The sequence below is a fragment of the Archangium sp. Cb G35 genome, assembly GCF_001896145.1.
Lineage (GTDB): Bacteria > Myxococcota > Myxococcia > Myxococcales > Myxococcaceae > Archangium > Archangium violaceum.
In genome coordinates, this window is the sequence record NZ_MPOI01000003.1 from 19,916 (window position 1) to 38,952 (window position 19,037).

Genomic DNA, 19,037 nt, shown 5'->3' on the forward strand with positions numbered 1-19,037 from the left:
GGACCGGCGCATCACGTCACCTCCACTGCCTGGGGCTTGGGCTGCTCCGAGGTAGACGGACTTCGCAGACGGCCGAAGAGGCGATCGAGCGCCAGGTACACCACGGGGGTCGAGTAGAGCGTCAGCACCTGGCTGACGAGCAGGCCGCCCACGATCGCGATCCCCAGGGGCTGCCGGAGCTCGGCGCCCGTACCGAACCCCATCATCAGCGGAATGCCACCCAGGAGCGCCGCGAGCGTCGTCATCATGATGGGCCGGAAACGGACGAGACAGGCCTCGTGAACCGCCTCTCGCGGCGACAGCCCGCGCGCCCGCTGGGCCTCCAGCGCGAAGTCCACCATGAGGATCCCGTTCTTCTTCACGATTCCGATGAGGAGCACGATGCCGATCAGCGCCATCACCGAGAAGTCGTGTCCCATCACCCACAGGAGCAGGATGGCGCCGAGCCCCGCCGAGGGGAGGGTCGACAGGATCGTCAGCGGATGCACGAAGCTTTCGTAGAGGACGCCCAGGATGATGTAGACCGCGAGGAGCGCGGCGAGGATCAGCATCGGCTGGCTCGCCAGGGACTCCTGGAAGCCGCGCGCGGTCCCCTGGAAGTTGCGGGAGATCGTCGCCGGCATCCCGATGCCGGCCTCGGCCTGCTCGATGGCCGTCACCGCATCCCCGAGCGCCGCACCCGGCGCCAGGTTGAAGGAGATGTTCACGGCCGGGAACATGCCATCGTGGTTGATGGACAGGGGCCCCGTCGTCAGAGGCTCGAGCTTCGCGACCGCGGAGAGCGGAACCACCTCCCCCGTCCGGGGTGAGCGGATGTGGAGCCAGGCGAGGCTCAGCGGGGTGCCTCGCTGCCACTTGTCGAGCTCGAGGATCACCCGGTACTGGTTGACCTCCGTTTGATACTCGTTGATCTGCCGCTGCCCGAAAGCGTCATAGAGCGTCTGGTCGATGTCCCGGGCGCTGATGCCGAAGCGGGCCGCGGCCGCCCGATCGATCGTCAGGCGCGTCACGCTGGCGCCGAGCTGCAGGTCATTCGACACGTCACGGAGTTGGGGAGACTGGGCGAGCCTCGCCGTGAGCTTCTCCGCCCACTCGGACAGCAGGGTGCCGTCACTGCTCTTCAGCGCATACGCGTACTGCGCGCGCGAGGGACCGCCACCGAGGTTGATGTCCTGCGCCGCGCGGAGGTAGAGCATGATGCCGGGCACCTGGGCGAGCTTCGGCCGCAGCCGGTCGATGAACTCGGAGACCGACACGTCACGGTCCGAGCGATCCTTGAGGACGATCCAGAAGCGGCCGTTGGAAGTGCTCTGGCTGCCACCCGTTGCGCCCACCGCATGCGCGAACTCCTGCACCGCCGGGTCCTCCGAGACGATGCCGGCGAGCGCGGCGTGTTTGGCGATCATGTCCTCGTAAGGGATGTCCTGCGCCGCCTGGGTGGTCCCCAGGACGAAGGCCGTGTCCTGCACCGGGAAGAACCCCTTGGGCACATACACGTAGCTCGCGACGGCGGCGGCCACCGCCAGGCCGAAGCCGAGCAGGGTAAGCCGCTGGTGCTCCAGCGCCCACTTCAAGGTCCGGTCATACGCGGCGATGAGGCGTTGCGAGAACCCGTCGTGCGAGCCGCCCGAACCGTGAGCCATGGGCTTCATGAACCGCGACGCGAGCATCGGCGCGAGCGTCAGCGATGAGACCGCCGACAGAAGGATGGCCGCCGTCATCGTCATCGCGAACTCGTTGAACAGACGCCCGACCACTCCGCCCATGAACAGCAGCGGGATGAAGGCCGCGATGAGCGAGAAGCTGATCGACATGACCGTGAAGCCAATCTCCCAGGAGCCGAGGAGGGCTGCCTCGTGCCGGTCCTTTCCCATCTCGAGGTGACGGTGGATGTTCTCCACCACGACGATCGCGTCGTCCACGACGAAGCCCACGGCGATGACGAGTGCCACCAGTGTGAGGTTGTTCAGGCTGAACCCGAGCACGTACATCGCGGCACAGGTCGCGACCAGCGCCACCAGGAGCACCGCGCCAACGATGAGCGTGGCCGACACCTGCCGGAGGAAGAGCCCCATGATCAAGACCACCAGGGCGATGGTGATGACGAGCGTGAGCTGGACCTCGTGCAGCGAGGAGCGGATCGTCCGCGTACGATCGTTGAGGATGTCGATCTCCACGCTCGCGGGGAGCTGCGCCCGGAGCCGGGGAAGGGCCTCGCGGATCCGCTCGGCGGTCTCGACGATGTTCGCCCCGGGCTGGCGGCGGATGATGAAGTTGATCCCCGGCTTGCCATTCTGCCAGGCCTGGACGTAGTCGTTCTCCGCGCCCGTGCTCACGCGCGCCACGTCACGCAGGTGGACCGGCGCCCCGTCGCGGTAGGCGACGATGAGGTCGTCATAGTCCTCGGGACGGAAGAGCTGATCGTTCGTCGAGAGCGTCGAGACGCGGGCCTCTCCGAAGAGCGCCCCCTTGGCCTGATTGACGCTCGCCGCCTGCACCGCCGCCCGGATATCGGCGAGCGTCAGTCCCTGGGACGCCAGCCGCTCGGGCGACGCCTGGATGCGCAGGGCGGGACGCCGCTGGCCGCTCATGCTGATCTCCGCGACACCGGAAATCTGGCTGAGCTGCCGCGCGAGCTGCGTCTCCGCGAGGTCGCTGAGCTCGGTGAGCGGCATCAGCTCCGACTGAATGCGCAGGACGAAGATGGGGCTGTCGTTCGGGTTGACCTTCTTCCAGGTGGGAAGGCTCGGCATTTCCGATGGAAGCCGGCCGGAGGCGGTGTTGATCGCGGCCTGCACCTCCTGCGCCGCGGTGTCGATGTTCTTCTCGAGGTCGAACTGCAGGGTGAGCACGGTCGTGCCGAGAGCGCTCGTCGACGTCATCTCCGTGATTCCGGGAATGGCGCTGAGCTGGACTTCCAGGGGCGTCGCCACGGCGGAGGCCATGGTCTCGGCACTCGCTCCGGGCAGGCCCGCGTTGATCTGGATCGTCGGGAGCTCCGCCTCGGGAAGGGGGGCAACCGGGAGACGTGGGTAGGCGAAAAGCCCGAGGAGGACGACGCCCGCCGTGAGCAGGGTGGTGGCGACCGGATGGACCACGAACCAACTGGAGATGCCTCGCTTCGAATCCATCACGGGACCGCTCCTTTCATGGCCACTCCACCGGTAGGGGCGACCTTCACCGTGCTCCCCGCCTTGAGGCGTGATTGCCCATCGCTGACCACCGTGTCGCCTGGCGCCACTCCGGACGTCACGACGGCGAGCTCATCGTCCGCATAGCCCACGGTGACGGGGACGACGGTGGCCTTCGCCTCATCGACACGAAACACGAACGAGCCCTGAAGTCCCCGCTGGACGGCGCGCGCCGAGACGACGGTTGCCCCCTGGCTCGCTCCGAGGCTGAGCTCGACGGTGACGAACTGGCCCGGCCAGAGCTTGCCCTCGGCATTCGGAAACTCCGCCTTGAGGGAAATGGTGCCCGTCGTGGGATTGATCTGGTTGTCGATCATCATCAGGCGCCCCTCCGCCAACGCCTCTCCTCCGGCGCGATTGAACGCGGTCACGGGAGTGCCGGCCGGAGCACGGAGCAGGGGCTGGAGCCGCGGAAGCTCGTCCTGCGGCAGGGAGAAGATCACCGCGATGGGATTCATCTGGGTGACCGTGACGAGCCCCTGCGCATCGGACGCGCGGACGACGTTGCCGGGGTCGACGCGGCGCAGACCGACCCTCCCGGTGACCGGCGCGGTGATGCGCGTGTACGACAGACGCACCTGGGCCGCGGCGATGGCCGCCTCATTGGCGCGGACGGTCGCCTCGAGCTGCTCGACCTGGGCCTTTTGTTGATCGACCGTCTGGCGCGCGATCGCTTCATCGCGGACGAGGTTGCCGTAGCGCTCGAGGTCGATCCGGGCCGCGTGGAGCTGCGCCTCGTTGCGAGCCTTCTCGGCACGCGCCTGGGCGATTTCGGCGGCGATGGCCCGGTCATCGATGCGGGCGAGCAGATCCCCCTCGTTGACGTGCTGCCCTTCCTGGAAGTTGACCCCGGTGAGGAGGCCATCCACCTGCGTGCGGACCACCACGCTGTGCAGCGACTGAACGGTGCCAATCCCCCGGATGAGGTGGGGAATGTCGCGGCGGGAGGCCTGCTCCACCACCACGGGGACCGCTGGCGGCCCCGATGCGGCCCCTGGCTTCGAGGCGCGTCCGAGCCACCACCCGCCCGCGGCGATGCAGAGTATGAAGACGACGAGGAGAGCGCTCTTGCTGGCCCAGGGACCCCGGGGCCGTTGTTCGTTCGGAACCATGCGCCCATACATCTAGAGAAGCGGGCAGGCACGAAGATGACGCGAAGATGACAAGAATGTCAGTTACGGGCGTTGGAGGGTTCGCGTTGGAGGCGGGCACGCATGTCAGTCCTCGTCTGTACGGTGCGCTTCCCCTTTCACGGAGGAACCATGCGTCACCTCATGCTCGTCCCGCTCGTGTCCCTCTCCCTCTTGTTCGGCTGCGCGACCTTCCAGCAAGGAAGCATCATCTCCGACAAGGAGGTCGCCGACCATGGAACGAAGAGCTTCAACGCTCCCCGGGAAAAGGTCTTCGCGGCCGCCGCGGCCTCCCTCCAGTCGATGGGCTTCGCGGTGGCCATCCAGAACCCGGAGAAGGGGCTCATCCAGACCGATCGGAAGCTCATCCGGGTGGACGCGGCCCGGACCGCGCCGGGTCAGGCGGTCGGCATCACCTACACCCGTCAGTACGTCCTCCGCTTCACGGAAAACGGCGGCACCACGGCGGTGAGCGCCACGCCCCGCCTGTTCGAGAACGACATCGAGATCTCGGACAAGCCCATCTGGAGCATGCAGGGCGAGCAGCAGCTCTGGAAGCAGCTCTTCACCGACATGGACACCGCGATGTAGCGAGCCCCGCCAGGCGGCTCCAGCGCCTCACAGGTTGCGGTGGAGCCGCTCCTGGGCCTTCACGATGGCCGCCGTGCGGGTGGTCACCTCTCGCCGGGATTCAACCAGGGGCATTCGCTCGCGTTGTAATAGACGATCTTCGAGGCCGTCGCCGTGACGCCGCAGGAATCCGTGACCACCACCTTGAGCTCGAAGCGCTTGACCAGACACGAGGGGCCGATCTGATTCACCGTTTCGATCTCGCCGCCCTCGTGCGTCGAGGTGGGAAGCCAGACGCTGCCGAAGTTGCAACACCAGCCAGCACGAGGCCTGTAGCCCGGCAGGCAACACCTGTTGCTCGTGGAGCAACACGGCTCGGAATTCATTCCCGACTTCACGGGGGGTCATTGCTAGAAAATTGAAACCGTGTTAACAGAATTAATGTCTTTCGTCTGTTTTCACGGCTTCCCAGATGGCGGTTCCTTCCTTGGGTAACGAGAAATCCACGACGCTGCCGGAGAAGGTGATGCGCGTGCTGCCCGCCGCGCTGATCGGAGTCCTGGCGATGCACTTCGCCATGACGATGGCGTACCTGACGCCGCTCAACCCGGTGAAGCTGCGGCTGATGCCGGTGGTGGAGGGATACATCCGCCCCTTCTTCGAGCAGCGCTGGACGCTGTTCGCGCCAGACGTGGAGGCCATGACTCGCTACGTGCTGGTGTCCTGCCGGGGTGAGGACGCGCAGGGGGTGGTGCAGGAGCAGCCCTGGGTGAACATCACCCTGCCGCTGCACGAGCTCAAACAGCGCTACCGTCTGACGCCAGCGGACCGGTTGGATCGAGCCCAGACGGTGGGCATCAGCCAGCTCACGCCCAACGACGACGAGGTGACGAAGAAGCTCCTGTCGAAGCCCGCGGACACCGAGCAGTACCGGCAGGCCGTGGCGCAGGTGGAGCGGCAGCGTGAGCACACGAAGCGGTTGGGCTCCCGCGTGCTGGGCCGTGTGGCCTCCGCGGCCTGCGCCAATCTCTACCCGTCGCTGCGCATGCAACAGGTCCGCGTCCGCATGGCCACCATCAAGGCTCCGTCCTTCTCCCAGCGCATGGAGAGCGAGGCCACCGGAGACACGAACTACGCGGAGCTGCCCTGGCAGCCCTATGAGGAGGTGAAGGATCCATGAGCACCTCCCCTTCCCCGTCCACGTTCCCGGGGATCGCCGCCGCGTGGAATGAGCTCATCGCGCGGATGTCCCAGCCCCGCTTCCTGATCGGCGCCAGCCTGTTCCGCATCCTCGCGGGCTCGGCCATCCTCATCGAGTACCTCATCAACTACGCGCACCGGCGCTACCTCTTCGGGCCGAACGGACTGTGGCCCTATGAGGTGTTCGCCGCGGACATGGCCCGCTCGGCCAACTTCTCGCTCTACTCCTGGAGCCGCTCGCCCGTGTACTTCGAGGTGATCTTCCACCTCGGAATCCTCGTGGCGGCCCTGTGGCTGGTGGGCTGGCGCACCCGCTTCCTCACCCCGCTCAACTACGTCTTCCTCTGGTCGCTGCACCAGCGCTTCCCCGGAATCTGGGATGGGGGAGACAACATCATCCACCTCGTCCTCGTGTACGCGGCGTTCGCGGATGTCAGCGCGTACTTCTCCATGGATGCGAGCCGGCGCCAGGCCCGGCCGGAGGCGCCCGGACCGTGGGCCCCCGTGAGCGCCATGTTCCACAACACGGCGATGCTCGCCATCGCCATGCAGATCAGCCTCGTCTATGGGCTGGCGGGCCTCTACAAGGTGCAGGGCCCGGTGTGGCAGGAAGGCACCGCGCTCTACTACGCCTTCCGTGGCGGCCAGTTCGTCTGGCCGGGCGTCACCGAGTGGATCTACCGCAACGCCTTCGTGGTGACGGCCATGTCGTACGGCACCGTGGCGTTCCAGGTGGCCTTCCCCTTCCTGCTCTTCCTCAACCGCTACACCCGCATGGTGGCCGTGGTGTTGGGCTTCACCTTCCACCTGGGCATCGCGCTGTTCCTCGGCCTCATCACCTTCTCGCTCTTCATGACGTCCGTGGACCTGGCGCTCATGGGTGACGAGGAGTACCGCGCGATCGGCGGCTGGCTCGAGCGGCTGCGTCAGCGTTTCCAGACCCGGCAGCAGCCCTCCATGTCCCTCGAAGCGGGAGTGGAGACAGGGTCGTCATCAAGCTCTCCCCCTCCGGGCTGATCCCGGAGGGGTGGAAGCTGGCGGAGGGCCCGGCATGCCGGGCAGGCCGTCAGGGCAGTAGGCAGTACCCACCCCCGGAGTAGTGAAGGAGTCGCACCATGAAGAAGTTCCTCACCCGTCTGTCGCTGCTCGGTCTCTTCGCTGGTCTCGCCGCCACGTCCTTCGCGGTGCCTGCCTCCGCCGCGTCCACCGACCGGAACGCCGCCTACGACGGCCCGACCACCAACGTGGCCTCGGAGGTCGTCATCATCATCATCGAGACTCCGGACGAGGTGTACTACGTGGAGTACTACGAGGGCACGGCCGCGACCGCCAACGCCGCTCCCGCGGGCGCCCTGACGGACGCCGCGTTCGACCGCTAATCGGCTGATTCCCAAAGGGGGGCCACGGAACGAAACTCCGTGTGCCCCCCTTTCTTTTCTCCCCTCGCGTGATGACATGCCCATGAAGCGTCTTGGTCTGGTGGTGCTCGGACTGGTGGTCCTGGGAGCAATCCTGCTGACACTGAGGGGGCTGAACGCTCCGGCGGGGGAGGAACCGGCCGGCGGGAAGAGCGCTTCGCCCGAACGCAAGACCCGGGTCACGGTGCGCTCCCAGAATGTCGCGTCTCGTGGGATGGGCCTCGCCGAGGCCAACACGCTTCCCATCGTCCCCGACAAGGATCCGGAGGGCTCCCTGCGGCTGCAGGTCCTGGTGTTGGATCCCCAGGAGTTGCCGGTCGCGGACGCCACCGTGCTGCTGGACTCGAATCCGGTGCGCTCGGCGCGCACGGAGAAGGACGGCACCTTCACCTTCACCGGGCTCACCCCCCGCTCCTACCAGCTCGAGGCCCGGCACGGCTCTCTTCAGGCGGGCCCCCTGTCCCTCTGGCTGAGCGAGCGGAGCGAGCCCCTCGTCCTCCACCTGCGGCCCGCGGCGTCCCTCGAGGTCGAGGTCGTGGAGGCGGGCTCGCGGCGCGCGGTGCCGGGCGCCGTCGTGGAAGCACGCACCCAGCAGCCCCGCTCGGCGACCACGGATGGTTCGGGCCGCGCGCTCCTGCAGGCGCTCCCCACGGGCCGGCTGGTGCTCAAGGTCTCGGCGAAGGGCTTCGCGCCCGTGTGGCAGCAGCTCTCCGTGGGCCAGGCCTCTCCCGTGCCCCAGCGGGTGACGGTGGCGGTCCGCTCCGGGGCCGCCGTCTCCGGGACGGTGGTGGATGCGCGCGGAGCCCCCGTGTCTGGAGTCACCGTCACGCCCGTCCCCTCCACGCAGAGCCTCCAGATGCTCACCGATGCACGCTGGGATGGAACCGTGACGGACGCCTCCGGCCGCTGGCGCTTCGAGCAGCTCACGGCCGGGAGCTACCGCTTCGAGGCCTCCAGCCCTCAACGCGCGACGGGCTCCTCGGCCCCCCTGACGCTGGAGGAAGATCGCGAGACGAGTGGAATCACCATCACGCTGCCCGAGCCGGCCCGGCTCATGGGGCAGGTCCTCGACGACCGGGGCGAGCCCGTCCCCCATGCGCTGGTGCGGGTGGCGATCGATGAGGGCATGAGCCGGACACTGGCCCGGCAGGTCACGTGCGACCAGCGGGGCGAGTTCGTCATGGAAGGCCTGCCCCAGCGGCGCCTGGCACTGCTGGCCCTGCACGAGCAGGCGAGCTCGATCATCCGGTACGTGGATCTCTCCCAGGAGCCGGTCCAGCAGGAGAAGGTGCTGCTGGTGCTCAACGCGACGGAGGTGATTCGCGGCCGTGTGGAGTTCTCCAACGGCCAGCCCGCCGGAGAAGCCGTGGTGCAGGCGGAGCTGAGTTCCGCACGGGCACGCGGCCGCGTGGAGCAGACGCTGCGTGGGCAGCTCGTCACCCAGGCGGATCCCGCGGGGCGCTTCGAGCTGCGAGGGCTGCAGCCCGGCACCTATCTGCTGCGGGCCGCGCCTCCGGGCACGCCGCCGCAGCGGAGGCTGGCCTGGCTGGTGCCCCCCGTGCAGGCCGAGACGGGAGGCCGGGAGGCGGTGCTGCGCATCAACCTGGGAGGGTCGATCCAGGGACAGGTGCGCCGGGACGACAACTCGGTCCCGGAGAGCTTCTCGGTGGTGCTGCGCGGCTCCGGCTCCATCCCGTACGGCGGCGGCGATGGGCGATTCCTGCTGCAAGGCGTGCCCGAGGGTTCCCACACGCTCTACATCACGGGGCCCGGTTTCATCACCAAGACCGTGCAGGACATCCAGGTCCAGGAGGGGAAGGAGACGAACGTGGGCGTGGTGGTGCTCCAGGCCGGGCGCAGGCTCCAGGGCCAGGTCCTGAGAGCGAATGGAACGCCCGTGGCGGATGCGACGGTCTCCATCTCCCAGGCCATGAAGGGCTCGGGCGTGGTGGTCGGAACCGCGGCGGAGCTGGACTACGGCCTGCAACAAGCGAGGACGGGTGCCGATGGCCGCTTCACCTTCGCGGGGTTGCCCATCACGCCCCTGCAGCTCGTGGGCGAGCACCCCCAGGAGGGACGCTCGGAGTTCGTCCAGATTCCCGCGGGCGTGGCGGCACTGGAGATGAATCTTCGGCTCGCGGCGACGGGACAGCTGGAGGGCACGGTGCTCAGCGGGGGACAACCCGTGAGCGGCGCGCTCGTGATGGTCACCAATCCCGGGGCGCCCGCCGGAGGCACCACGGGCACCACGGGCACGGACGGCCGGTTCCGCTTCGACAACCTCGCGCCGGGCACCTACATGGTGGTGGCCGTGGCGGACTCGTCGGGCAGTCAGCAGGTGCAGCGCACCACCACCACCATCCAGGCCCAACAGGTGGCGCGCGTGGAGCTGGAGTTCCCACAAGGAGATGTGACGGTGTTCGTCCGGGCCCAGCCCGCGGAGGGAGCCAGCGCCACCTCGGCCCGCGTCATCCTGATGGGCAAGGCCCAGCCGGGAACCGCCGCTCCGCCCGCCCAGGTCCAGGTGCTCACTCCCGTGGAACCCGCCCGCTTCACCGCCGTCATCCCAGGCGACTACAACCTCTGTGTATCGCCCATGACGGAAGCGCCCCCCACGGATGGTGGCACGACGGCGCCTCGCTCCAAGTGCAACCCCTTCACCGTCTCCCAGCAGCCCTCGCTGCAAGAGGTGATGGTCGCGATGCCACAGCTCTGAAGGCGCCAGAAGGGCGGCCTCTTCCCAGCCCTGGCAAACCCCTTCACACGGTGGGGCGCCTTGCTTCCCACGAAGTCACGCCCGCGTGAAGCCTCGCGTCTCCACGGCTTCCTTTTGACGGAAAAACCCAGGGCACACCCGGTGCATGTCGGCCGCACGGCGGGTGAATCGTCCTGGGAGGCAGCACATGAAGTATCGGGGGTCGTCGAAAACGAGGTGTGTGGGGGGAGTCGCGGCACTGGTGGTGTTGACCCACTGTGCCGGAGCGGAGCCGGAAGGGGGGGCCACGGACCTGCCCGTGCCCCAGACGCCTGGCCTCCTGAGACAGGAGGTGGCGTCCCCCACGACGTTGACCTTCGGGGCGAGCGCGGACGCCTACGTGGCCCACGCCGCCGACACGCAGAACTTCGGCGGCGCCGACGCGTTGCGCGTGGACCTCTCGCCCGAGGAGTGGGCCTACCTGCGCTTCGACGTCACGGGGGTGTCGGGGACGGTGACGCGGGCGACGCTGCGGCTGTACGCGACCGGGAGCAGTGTGAGCGGACCCCAGATCTTCTCCGCCCACTCGGAGTGGACGGAGGAGGGCGTCACGTTCCGCAACCGTCCCTCGACGAGCGGCGGCCGCCTGGATGTCGCGGGGACCGTCTCCAGCGGCTCCTGGGTGGAATACAACGTGACGAGCGCGGTGCGCGGAAACGGCCCGTTCCACTTCGCCCTGGTGGGGACCTCGAATGACTCGGTGAGCTTCGCCTCCCGCGAGAACAGCCGGACGGATCGCCGGCCCCAGCTCATCCTCACCGTGGCGTCCGAACCGGACTGCATGCCGCGCACCACCACGCAGGTCTTCGACCCCTCGGCGACCTACGACAGCTACGCCTCCCAGAGCCAGCCCACGCGCCGCTTCGGACACGAGCCGCAGCTGCTCGTGGACTCGGCACCCGACCGGTTGGAGGCCTTCCTCCAGTTCCGCTACAGCACCCCCGATGAATGGCGGGTGTTGCAGACGAAGCTGCGGCTCTACGCCACCGACGCCTCCCCCGACGGCCCACTGCTCTACCGCGCCAGCGATGACTGGCCTCCCACGGGCTCCTACGACTTCGATTGGAACACCCGCCCGGCGCTCCTCGGTGCCCCGGTGGGCAATCTCGGCGCCCTCACGGCCGGCACCTGGGTGGAGTACGACGTGTCGAGCCTGGTGAACAAGACCAGCGGCATCTACAGCTTCGGCCTCGTTCCCGAGTCCTCCAACGGGGTGGACTTCGTCTCGGCGGACTCGCCCTCGTACGAGCTGCGTCCCCGGCTGAGCATCACCCTCGAGTCCCCGCCCTACTGCTCCTACCGGGGCACGGGCGGTGGCTCCACCGGGTGGACACGGCATTACGGCGGCCTGGGCACCGAGCAGTTGCATGCCGTGGCCACCGACACTGCTGGGAACTTCGTGGCGGCGGGACTCTTCGGAGACGCGCCGTTCCCGGGCGGCAAGGGGTTCGCCCTGGCGCGCTACACCGCGGACGGCACGCCCGTGTGGAGCCGTCAGGTCACCACGGACGACATGCGGGTGCGGGCCCTCACCGTCACGCCCGACGGCAACATCCTCGTGGTGGGGCGTTACAACGGCTCGCCGGACCTGGGAACGGGCCCGCTGCCCACCAGCGGCTCCTGGTCCAACGCCTCCTTCATCGCGAAGTTCTCCCCCACCGGGCAGCTCGAGTGGGCCCGGGGGTTCGCCGCCACCTACGTGAATCGGGAAGATGGGACGCTCGAGCACTGGCCGGTCACCCCGGAGGCGGTGACCACGGATGCCACGGGCGGCCTCACCGTCGTGGGCAACTTCCATGGCGAGGTGGACTTCGGGGGCGGAAAGCTCTTCGCGGGCCCGGCCAGCATCTACGGCGAGGATCCCTACCCGGGTGGCTTCGTCGCCAGGTTCAACCGCGAGGGGCAACACGTCTGGTCGCGGGCCTTCACGGCGAGGTATTCCGAGGACCCGACACGAATCCAGGCCGTGGCGGCCGACAAGGACGGCAACACCCTCGTCGGTGGCAGGGTGATGATGGAAGCCGACCTCGGTGACGGACCCCTGGCGAGCTCCGGGGCCTTCATCGCGAAGTACAACGCCTCCGGAGCGCTCCAATGGAAGCGGCTGATCCCCGGCGTCCATGGGGCCGTCACCGCCGTCCAGTACCAGATGCCGCGCTACGTGTACTTCACCACCCAGCTGGGCGGGAGCTTCACCTTCGCGGGACGGACGTACACCGGAGGCACTCCGGACGATCCGTACTACCCGGAGAACGTCAGCGGCTTCATCGGCTCGCTGAACAACGAGACGGGCTACGACCAGTGGATTCGTGACCTGGGGCTCGTCAATCTCGACGGACTCGTCCTGTCGGGCGGCACCCTCGCGGTCTCCGGCAAGGGGCGCACCCCCACCTATGACCTGGGTGGTGGAACGCTCGGGGGCTTCGACCAGACCCCCTTCGTGGCGAGCTACACCGAGACGGGTACCCACCGCTGGTCTCGCTCCTTCGACTCGAGAATCGGAGACGCGTTCGGCCAGCCCAGGCTGCTCCTGGCGCCCCAGCCCTGGGGACAGGTCCTGGCCGGAGGCACCTTCAGCGTGCCCGTCCAACACGATGGGACGGCCTATACGCCGCGAGGCAGCTCCGACCTGCTCTACATCCAGTTGAAGCCGTAGGCTTCGCGGCTGGGGTGGCCTACTTCACGCCACCGCTCACGCCTCCTGGTGTGCACGCCCGCTTCCCAGGCAGAGTGCGTGGCTCCCCGGTGGGAGCCCCCATTCCCAGAGGAGCACCATGAAGGAATACAAGGCCAGCACGACCATCCGAGCATCCCCCGAGAAGATCTGGACGATCCTCATCGATGGAGCCTCCTGGCCCCAGTGGGATCCTTCCTGCGAGAAGATCGAAGGCCGCATCGCGCCCGGCGAGAAGCTCAAGGCCTTCACCAAGCTGAGTCCGGGCCGGGCGTTTCCGGTGAAGGTGTCGGAGTTCGTGCCCCACCAGAAGATGACCTGGACGGGGGGCATGCCGCTCGGACTCTTCAAGGGTGTCCGCACCTTCACGCTGACTCCCAGGGGCGACCAGGTCGAGTTCACCCTCCACGAGGTGTTCAGCGGGCCCATGCTCGCGTTGATCGGCGGCTCCATCCCCGACATGAGCGATGCCTTCCAGAAGTTCGTGGAGGGGCTGAAGCGCCGCGCCGAGACCTGAACAGGCATGGCAACGTGCGTGAAAGCTCCTGAAGGGCACGATGCGCCGGTCCATCCACCTCACCCCGCCCACGCTCCGCTACGTCACGGCCTGGCATCACAGGCCCAGATGCGGCTGGCCCTGGCGCGAGGAGAGCGGCCCACACTCATGGCCCGGCCGCTGAACACCCTCGACTCCTACGTCGACGTGCCGTTCAGCATCTGACAGCGGAGCACCTGGTGGAGCGGGTGCTGCCGCACGTGCCCTACCGGCAGTGGACGCTGTCCTTTCCGCACCGGGTGCGCTGGGTGCTGCTCAAGAACGTGGGACTGCTCTCGGACGTCCTCACCCTCTTCCTGCGCGCGGTGTTCGCCCTGCAGCGCCGAAGACGGCGGCAGGGCTTGCATGGTGGGCAGACCGGGGCCGTGTCGTTCATCCAGTTCTTCGGCTCGACCTTGCAAGTGACGCCTCACTTCCACTCGCTGGTGCCGGACGGCGTCTTCGTGCCGGAGGAGGGTGGCGTGCGCTTCGAGCCGTTGCCGCCGCCCACGCAAGGCGAGGTGGAGCAGCTGCTGAAGGTGGTGCGGCACCGGGTGCTGCGGCTGTTGGAGAAAAGAGGGGCCCTGCCCGCGCAAGGGCCCGAGGACGCGCTGCAGGCGTACCAGGCGCATTCCCTGCAGCAGCGATTGCGCTGGACTGAGGTGGACGTGCGGCATCATCCCCGAAAGCAGCCCCGGTGCACCTTCCTGGAGGGCTTCTCCCTGCACGCCAATACGCACCTGCATGCCAACGACAGGCAGGGACTGGAGCGGCTATGCCGCTACGGGGCACGCGGTGCGCTGGCGCTGGAACGTTTGTCACGAGCGGAGGACGGCCGCATCACCTACCGCATGAAGCGCCCGCTGCCGGACGGCACCACGCACCTGCTCTTCACCGGGCTGAAGTTGCTGCGTCGCCTGGCATCCCTGGTGCCTCCGCCTCGGGCAAACCTCACGAGGTTCCACGGCGTCTTCGCTCCAGGCGCCAAACTGCGGCCATTTCTGGTCCCTCAAGCAGGTGCGGAGGAGGCGAGCGCGAGGCTTGAGGTAGCGGCCAGGAAGGAGCGGATGAAGGAGAGGACGCCGCGAGTGGATTGGGCAGAGTTGCTCAAGAGGACGTTCGACTTCGACGTGTTCGTCTGCGTGAGGTGTGGAGGCAGGCAGCGGGTGCTGGCGTACCTGACGGCCCCCAACGCAGTGCGCGCCATTCTGGAGCACCTGGCGCTGCCCTCGCAGCCTGCGAAGCGGGCCCCGACGCAGGGGCCACCGCAGCTCGCGTGCTGTTGAGCCCCAAGCAGTCGCGCTGCCCCACTAGCCCACGCCCTGCTGCGTCCTTCCTGCAGGTGGGGCCGCTTGGGGCGGCGTGTGCCTCCAGGAGGCTGCACGCTCTCTGCTCCGGCCTGGCGCACAGCCCGGGGGGCTCCCCTCAGCGGCCCTCCTCGGCCCCTCGGCTCCTGCCCTCCCCCTCAACAGGGCCCCCATCCCTCCTATACGCAAAAAGTAATTGACGCTGGGCAGCCCCGCAGGGCCGACTCGGTCAAGTCCAAGTCCTTGGCCACCTGGGGCTGGCTCTTGCTGCCCTCGCGCACCAGCCGGACTGCATCGGTCCTGAACTCCGGGGTGAAACTCCGCCTCTTCCTTCGCTCCATGAACACTACCTCCCGTGTAGCCGACTTATGAGGTGTGTCCACAAAACCGGGGCAGGCTCATCAACAGGGTCCCCATGCGTCCTATACACAGCACCCCATCCCCCATAGGGCCCCCATCCTTCTTGTGCCCTGGTGTGTCGGTACTCCTGAAGGTAATACCGCAGTTCGGTATGGCCCGCATCTCGCCTTGAAGGAACACTTGGACGGACGCGACCTGTAGAAACGCCCCGTGTCTCTGGCTGCGGAGGAGCGAGTGAGCATCGAGGCCTTCAAACGTGTCCTCTCTGAGACAGGCGTGCTGACCGCCGGTGGCAAGCCCTCGCCCGGGCTGGTGCGCGCAACGGCCCCCGCGGCAGCACGGCTACGGGGCCGTCTCGAGGACTCCAGGATCTGTCTGATGGCCGACGCGGTGTTCACGGCGCAGAGCATGCCTGCAGCCGTCTTCAAGAGTTCGGGGGACCCTCCGAAAGATGAGAATGTGACGAAATGGCGCGAGGCTGTATTGAACGTCGGCGTTGCGCCGCTCCTGTGGGTTGTGATGCCCACCGACGTTCGCCTCTGCGGCTGCAATGCGTCACCTTCCCAGAAGGGGTCGCAGGGAGCGGCGGAACCACTCGACTGCTTCGCGTTTCATGCCGAGGACCGCCTCCGCCCGCGTGACGCACTGTGCGGCCATCTTGCGGCAGCAACCGGCGCTTTCTGGTCGAGCTCGCTCGGGGGCCTCGAGCGCAGGCATCACGTGGACCGCGAGCCCTCCGTGGAATCAACACTCTGGACGAGCGGTGCGATACTCGCAGGTAAGGCGACAATGACATCCATGCAGAGCGAAGACATCGGGTTTATGCGCCGGGTCCTTGAACTCGCAAGGAGCGCCTCCGAGCGCGGAGAACATCCGTTCGGAGCTCTATTGGTTGAGGAGGGGAGAATTGTTGCCGAGGCCGGCGATAGATCGATCGAGAGCTGTGACCCCACTGCGCACCCAGAGATTCTCGTGATTCGTGAGCGTTGTAGCGCAGTGGGAACGCTGTCGCTGGCCAATGCTACGTTGTATGCCAACGTTGAGCCGTGTCCAATGTGTGCAACCGCCGCAATGTATGCGGGGATCAGGCGAATACGCACCTCTTTGACTCGGGCCGAACTTGAGGCGACTGTAAGCATGGCTCGGCAGCGCGTGTTCCAGTCGCCCATCAACGCTTCGCAGTTGTACCTGAGCAGAGGTGTCCCGCTGGACATTGACTCTGGGTTCATGCGCGACGAGGCGCTAGAATTGATATCGAAGTACGACTTCAAACCGCGACACATGCTTCGTTCGCAACGTCCGGGCAAGCGAGGTTGACATGTCTGAGGTCGCTTCCGCAGCGAAGTCTCTCAAGGTGGAATACTTCCAGATGGACGCGATTGGACAGACCCCGCTGATCGACGTTCGACAGCGGCCCAAGACAATAGATATTGCGGCAGTCAAGGCCACGAGCCTGCTCCAGTATCGACAGTATCTCGTGCGTCACCTCAGGGCGAATTGTGCGGTCAGACTCTTGACCCTGTCCCCGTATGGAAAATGTGCGGACCTCGTTGCGTCGGTGGCTGGTAGAAAAGGGCTTGCAAGGTCGCTTGAAGCATCGAGGGAACAGGTCGTAGCATTTGCTGAACTCGCCAAGCAGAACAACTGGCCCTTCGAAGCGCGGGAGATTGATTGGTTGCCTTCTGCTGCGCTCGTGCTGGTCAGCGCGAAGGAAGCGGATGGGATTGGGTGGGTTGGGACGTACACGCCCGATTTTTCGTCCGCCAGTACCGAGAAATGGTTTGTTGAACTCAATGCAAAAGATCATCCGACAGCACTCAGATTCTATGCGACTCAGTTCGACCGACTCTGGACTCACGCGCATGTGCCTGGTGCCGCGGTTTTGCCTGCGCCGCAGAGTGCATCCGATAAGATTCCGGATCGATCCGTCAGAGCGTTCGTTGCCTCTGCGCCTGTTGGATGGCTGGTTACGGTGACTCTCACGCTGTCATCCCTGATCGCGGGAGTCACGTACAAGGTTGTGTCAGACACCAAAACCGGCCAGATTGAGACTCTCAAATTGCAGCTCGAAGAACAGCGGACAAAGGCAGATGAGTGTGCCAAGCGTGCTGAAAAGACCACGCCCCCTTAGTTTGCCAGCATGCGGGCCAGCCGGTTCATAGGGCGAAAAGGGCATCCCTACCGGATGACAGTTGCTGACTGATGCTCCACACCACGCGAGCTGCGCTGGCCCTGCGTCGGGGTCCACTTCGCAGGCCGCGTGGGCAGTCCCAGGTGCTCCAGAATCGCGCACACTTCTCAGGGCGTATAGGACGAACGGGAGCCCTGTGGTGGGTGCCAGGCGGGTACGGAGAGGGAGATGAGGGCTGCTGGCGGGGCCCCAAGGGCCACACGCCAAAGCCGGTGTAGAGGCCGTGCAGCCCCTTGGGCGCATGAAGGGGCCCAGGCGGTCCCCACAAGAAGGGAGCTGGGTGCCAAAGGCTTACGTCTCATTCCCGGCCGTCAGTGCAAAGACGAACGGCCGGCCTTGCCCCTCGGCTCGCACGTGGAACCTGGTCGAGCCCACCCGGACTCTTGCCGAGTTGGGAGTAGGCTCGGCTCAGAGCGGCGGATAACTTTTAGTGGAGGCGGTGGGAATCGAGGCCGCCGCCGGAGCCTGCTGCATGAGGAGCAAGTGCCCGCCGGTGCTCGGCTCTTGAGCATCGGACTCGCGCTGAGCCCTCCGGAAGCTCCTTCCTGGCCGCTGCCTCGGGAAAAGTGCCCCCGCCTCTCGTCCCTACCTGGGATGTCAGTCGAAAATCGAGGTCCGACGCATGTCCATGCGGCGATCACCGGTGGTTGTTGTCGCACTGGCTCTCGTGGGTTTCCTCCTCGGCTCTCTGGCCGGCTGCAAGCACGACGATGTGAAGTGCTCGCGGCAGGACGTTCAGGACTCCGGCACAACAGTCGTGTCCGGGCAGAGCGGACAAGCCCCCGCGTCCCCGTTCTGCCAGCGGACGCCGCAGGTCCGCGATGCCATCACGCGGGCCGCCTGTCCGAAGTGCTCCTGCGAGTCGATCACGCCAGACCTGTTGGCGTTCACGAGGAAGCGCGGAAATTTGGACCGGGACGCCGCAGGTGTGCCGGGGGGCCGGCATCCCGGTCCGAGGTGAGGCTCAGCGCTTGGACTTCGCCTTCCTGGTCGTCGCGGCTTCCTCGGCCTCGCGGCGGCGGTAGCTCTCGCCTTCGATAGCGAGGACGTCCGCGTGGTGGATGACGCGGTCAATCAGCGCGGTGGCACACGCGGCGTTGGGAAAAATGGTCGGCCAGTCCGAAAACGCCAGATTCGTGGTCATCACCAATGAGCGGTGTTCATACCTGCGCGCCACGACTTGAAAGAGGAGGTCCGCGTTGCGCGCGTCGTAGGCGAGGTAGCCCATCTCGTCGATGACGAGCAGGCTGGTGCGGCTGGTGTAGTGGCGCAGGCGGCGGTCCAGTGCGCGGCTGGTGTCCTGGGCGCCCAGGTCGAGCAGCAACTGGGAGGCGGTGACGAAGAGAGCGGAATGCCCCTTGAGGACGGCCTGGTGGGCGATGTTCTGCGCAATCATCGTCTTGCCCAGTCCCTGAGGGGCGACAATGACGACGTTGCGCGCGCGCTCCAGGAAGTCCAGGCGCAGGGCGGATTCGACGGCCTCGCGGTCAATCTTCTTGGGCCATGCCACGTCCGCGCTCGAGGCGGCACTCCAACTCGCTCCAACCCATGGCGAGCTGGATGTCCGGGCCTGGAAGGCCCGAAAGGGGGTCTACCTCGTGGGTGTCCCAAACGACTCGGAGCGCCCTCCTCGGCCCCTCGGCTCCTGCCCTCACCCTCAACAGGGCCCCATCCCTCCTATACGCATGGTGAACATGCCGGCATGG

At 66.9% G+C, this 19,037-nt stretch carries 14 protein-coding genes and 1 pseudogene; 10 read left to right on the forward strand and 5 right to left on the reverse strand.

Features of this window, described 5'->3' with window-relative positions; all coding sequences use genetic code 11:
- Positions 1 to 11 precede the first annotated feature (11 nt).
- Together BO221_RS10615 and BO221_RS10620 are read right to left on the reverse strand one after the other, a co-directional pair.
- Positions 12 to 3,131: a multidrug efflux RND transporter permease subunit gene (locus BO221_RS10615; RefSeq protein WP_073560320.1), complete on the reverse strand. Its 3,120-nt coding sequence runs from the start codon at positions 3,129 to 3,131 to the stop codon at positions 12 to 14.
- Positions 3,131 to 4,303, reverse strand: a complete 1,173-nt coding sequence (locus BO221_RS10620) for an efflux RND transporter periplasmic adaptor subunit (RefSeq protein ID WP_073560321.1) — start codon at positions 4,301 to 4,303, stop codon at positions 3,131 to 3,133. Before BO221_RS10620 ends, BO221_RS10615 begins: the two co-directional genes overlap by 1 nt.
- 150 nt (positions 4,304 to 4,453) lie before the next feature.
- Between BO221_RS10620 and BO221_RS10625 the strand changes: the two genes are divergently transcribed.
- Entirely contained in the window at positions 4,454 to 4,912 is a 459-nt protein-coding gene (locus BO221_RS10625) for a hypothetical protein (protein WP_143195374.1), read from the forward strand.
- Positions 4,913 to 4,995: 83 nt separating this feature from the next.
- Here BO221_RS10625 and BO221_RS10630 read toward each other — a convergent pair whose 3' ends face one another.
- Positions 4,996 to 5,277 (reverse strand): hypothetical protein, encoded by a 282-nt coding sequence (locus BO221_RS10630; protein ID WP_073560323.1) that lies wholly within the window; start codon positions 5,275 to 5,277, stop codon positions 4,996 to 4,998.
- A 101-nt stretch (positions 5,278 to 5,378) separates the two neighbouring features.
- Between BO221_RS10630 and BO221_RS10635 the strand changes: the two genes are divergently transcribed.
- The 7 genes from BO221_RS10635 to BO221_RS52425 all read left to right on the forward strand — a co-directional run bounded on the left by BO221_RS10635 (position 5,379) and on the right by BO221_RS52425 (position 14,759).
- A complete protein-coding gene (locus BO221_RS10635) occupies positions 5,379 to 6,071 on the forward strand; it encodes a DUF5819 family protein (RefSeq protein ID WP_143195375.1) in 693 nt (230 codons plus the stop codon).
- Entirely contained in the window at positions 6,068 to 7,108 is a 1,041-nt protein-coding gene (locus BO221_RS10640; RefSeq protein ID WP_073560325.1) for an HTTM domain-containing protein, read from the forward strand. Before BO221_RS10635 ends, BO221_RS10640 begins: the two co-directional genes overlap by 4 nt.
- 98 nt (positions 7,109 to 7,206) lie before the next feature.
- Positions 7,207 to 7,470 (forward strand): hypothetical protein, encoded by a 264-nt coding sequence (locus BO221_RS10645; RefSeq protein WP_073560326.1) that lies wholly within the window; start codon positions 7,207 to 7,209, stop codon positions 7,468 to 7,470.
- Between the two features lie 82 nt (positions 7,471 to 7,552).
- Complete coding sequence (locus tag BO221_RS10650; RefSeq protein WP_073560327.1) at positions 7,553 to 10,225, forward strand: carboxypeptidase-like regulatory domain-containing protein; 2,673 nt, start codon at positions 7,553 to 7,555, stop codon at positions 10,223 to 10,225.
- 244 nt (positions 10,226 to 10,469) lie between these two features.
- Positions 10,470 to 12,920, forward strand: coding sequence for a DNRLRE domain-containing protein (locus BO221_RS10655; RefSeq protein ID WP_158079817.1), 2,451 nt, complete (start codon positions 10,470 to 10,472; stop codon positions 12,918 to 12,920).
- Positions 12,921 to 13,038: 118 nt separating this feature from the next.
- A complete protein-coding gene (locus BO221_RS10660; RefSeq protein ID WP_073560329.1) occupies positions 13,039 to 13,455 on the forward strand; it encodes an SRPBCC domain-containing protein in 417 nt (138 codons plus the stop codon).
- Between the two features lie 218 nt (positions 13,456 to 13,673).
- Positions 13,674 to 14,759 (forward strand): transposase, encoded by a 1,086-nt coding sequence (locus BO221_RS52425; RefSeq protein WP_083680932.1) that lies wholly within the window; start codon positions 13,674 to 13,676, stop codon positions 14,757 to 14,759.
- A gap of 233 nt (positions 14,760 to 14,992) precedes the next feature.
- Here the strand turns inward: BO221_RS52425 and BO221_RS10675 are convergent.
- Positions 14,993 to 15,121 (reverse strand): annotated as a pseudogene (locus BO221_RS10675) (transposase); the annotation flags it as partial.
- A gap of 253 nt (positions 15,122 to 15,374) precedes the next feature.
- Between BO221_RS10675 and BO221_RS10680 the strand changes: the two are divergent.
- Both BO221_RS10680 and BO221_RS53590 read left to right on the forward strand, forming a co-directional pair.
- Positions 15,375 to 16,457 (forward strand): nucleoside deaminase, encoded by a 1,083-nt coding sequence (locus BO221_RS10680; protein ID WP_143195378.1) that lies wholly within the window; start codon positions 15,375 to 15,377, stop codon positions 16,455 to 16,457.
- A 1-nt stretch (position 16,458) separates the two neighbouring features.
- On the forward strand, positions 16,459 to 17,271 hold the full coding sequence (locus BO221_RS53590) for a hypothetical protein (RefSeq protein ID WP_143195379.1): 813 nt from the start codon (positions 16,459 to 16,461) through the stop codon (positions 17,269 to 17,271).
- A 1,024-nt stretch (positions 17,272 to 18,295) separates the two neighbouring features.
- On the opposite strand, the gene BO221_RS10690 is transcribed toward BO221_RS53590, so the two are convergent.
- Positions 18,296 to 18,841 (reverse strand): ATP-binding protein, encoded by a 546-nt coding sequence (locus BO221_RS10690; protein ID WP_073560332.1) that lies wholly within the window; start codon positions 18,839 to 18,841, stop codon positions 18,296 to 18,298.
- Positions 18,842 to 19,037: the final 196 nt, after the last annotated feature.

What these genes read in the sequence shown, in the direction of transcription:
- BO221_RS10615 (WP_073560320.1), bottom strand. Translation starts at nt 3,131, where the DNA reads ATGGATTCGAAGCGAGGCATCTCCAGTTGGTTCGTGGTCCATCCGGTC.
- BO221_RS10620 (WP_073560321.1), bottom strand. Translation starts at nt 4,303, where the DNA reads ATGGTTCCGAACGAACAACGGCCCCGGGGTCCCTGGGCCAGCAAGAGC.
- BO221_RS10625 (WP_143195374.1), top strand. Translation starts at nt 4,454, where the DNA reads ATGCGTCACCTCATGCTCGTCCCGCTCGTGTCCCTCTCCCTCTTGTTC.
- BO221_RS10630 (WP_073560323.1), bottom strand. Translation starts at nt 5,277, where the DNA reads ATGAATTCCGAGCCGTGTTGCTCCACGAGCAACAGGTGTTGCCTGCCG.
- BO221_RS10640 (WP_073560325.1), top strand. Translation starts at nt 6,068, where the DNA reads ATGAGCACCTCCCCTTCCCCGTCCACGTTCCCGGGGATCGCCGCCGCG.
- BO221_RS10645 (WP_073560326.1), top strand. Translation starts at nt 7,207, where the DNA reads ATGAAGAAGTTCCTCACCCGTCTGTCGCTGCTCGGTCTCTTCGCTGGT.
- BO221_RS10650 (WP_073560327.1), top strand. Translation starts at nt 7,553, where the DNA reads ATGAAGCGTCTTGGTCTGGTGGTGCTCGGACTGGTGGTCCTGGGAGCA.
- BO221_RS10660 (WP_073560329.1), top strand. Translation starts at nt 13,039, where the DNA reads ATGAAGGAATACAAGGCCAGCACGACCATCCGAGCATCCCCCGAGAAG.
- BO221_RS53590 (WP_143195379.1), top strand. Translation starts at nt 16,459, where the DNA reads ATGTCTGAGGTCGCTTCCGCAGCGAAGTCTCTCAAGGTGGAATACTTC.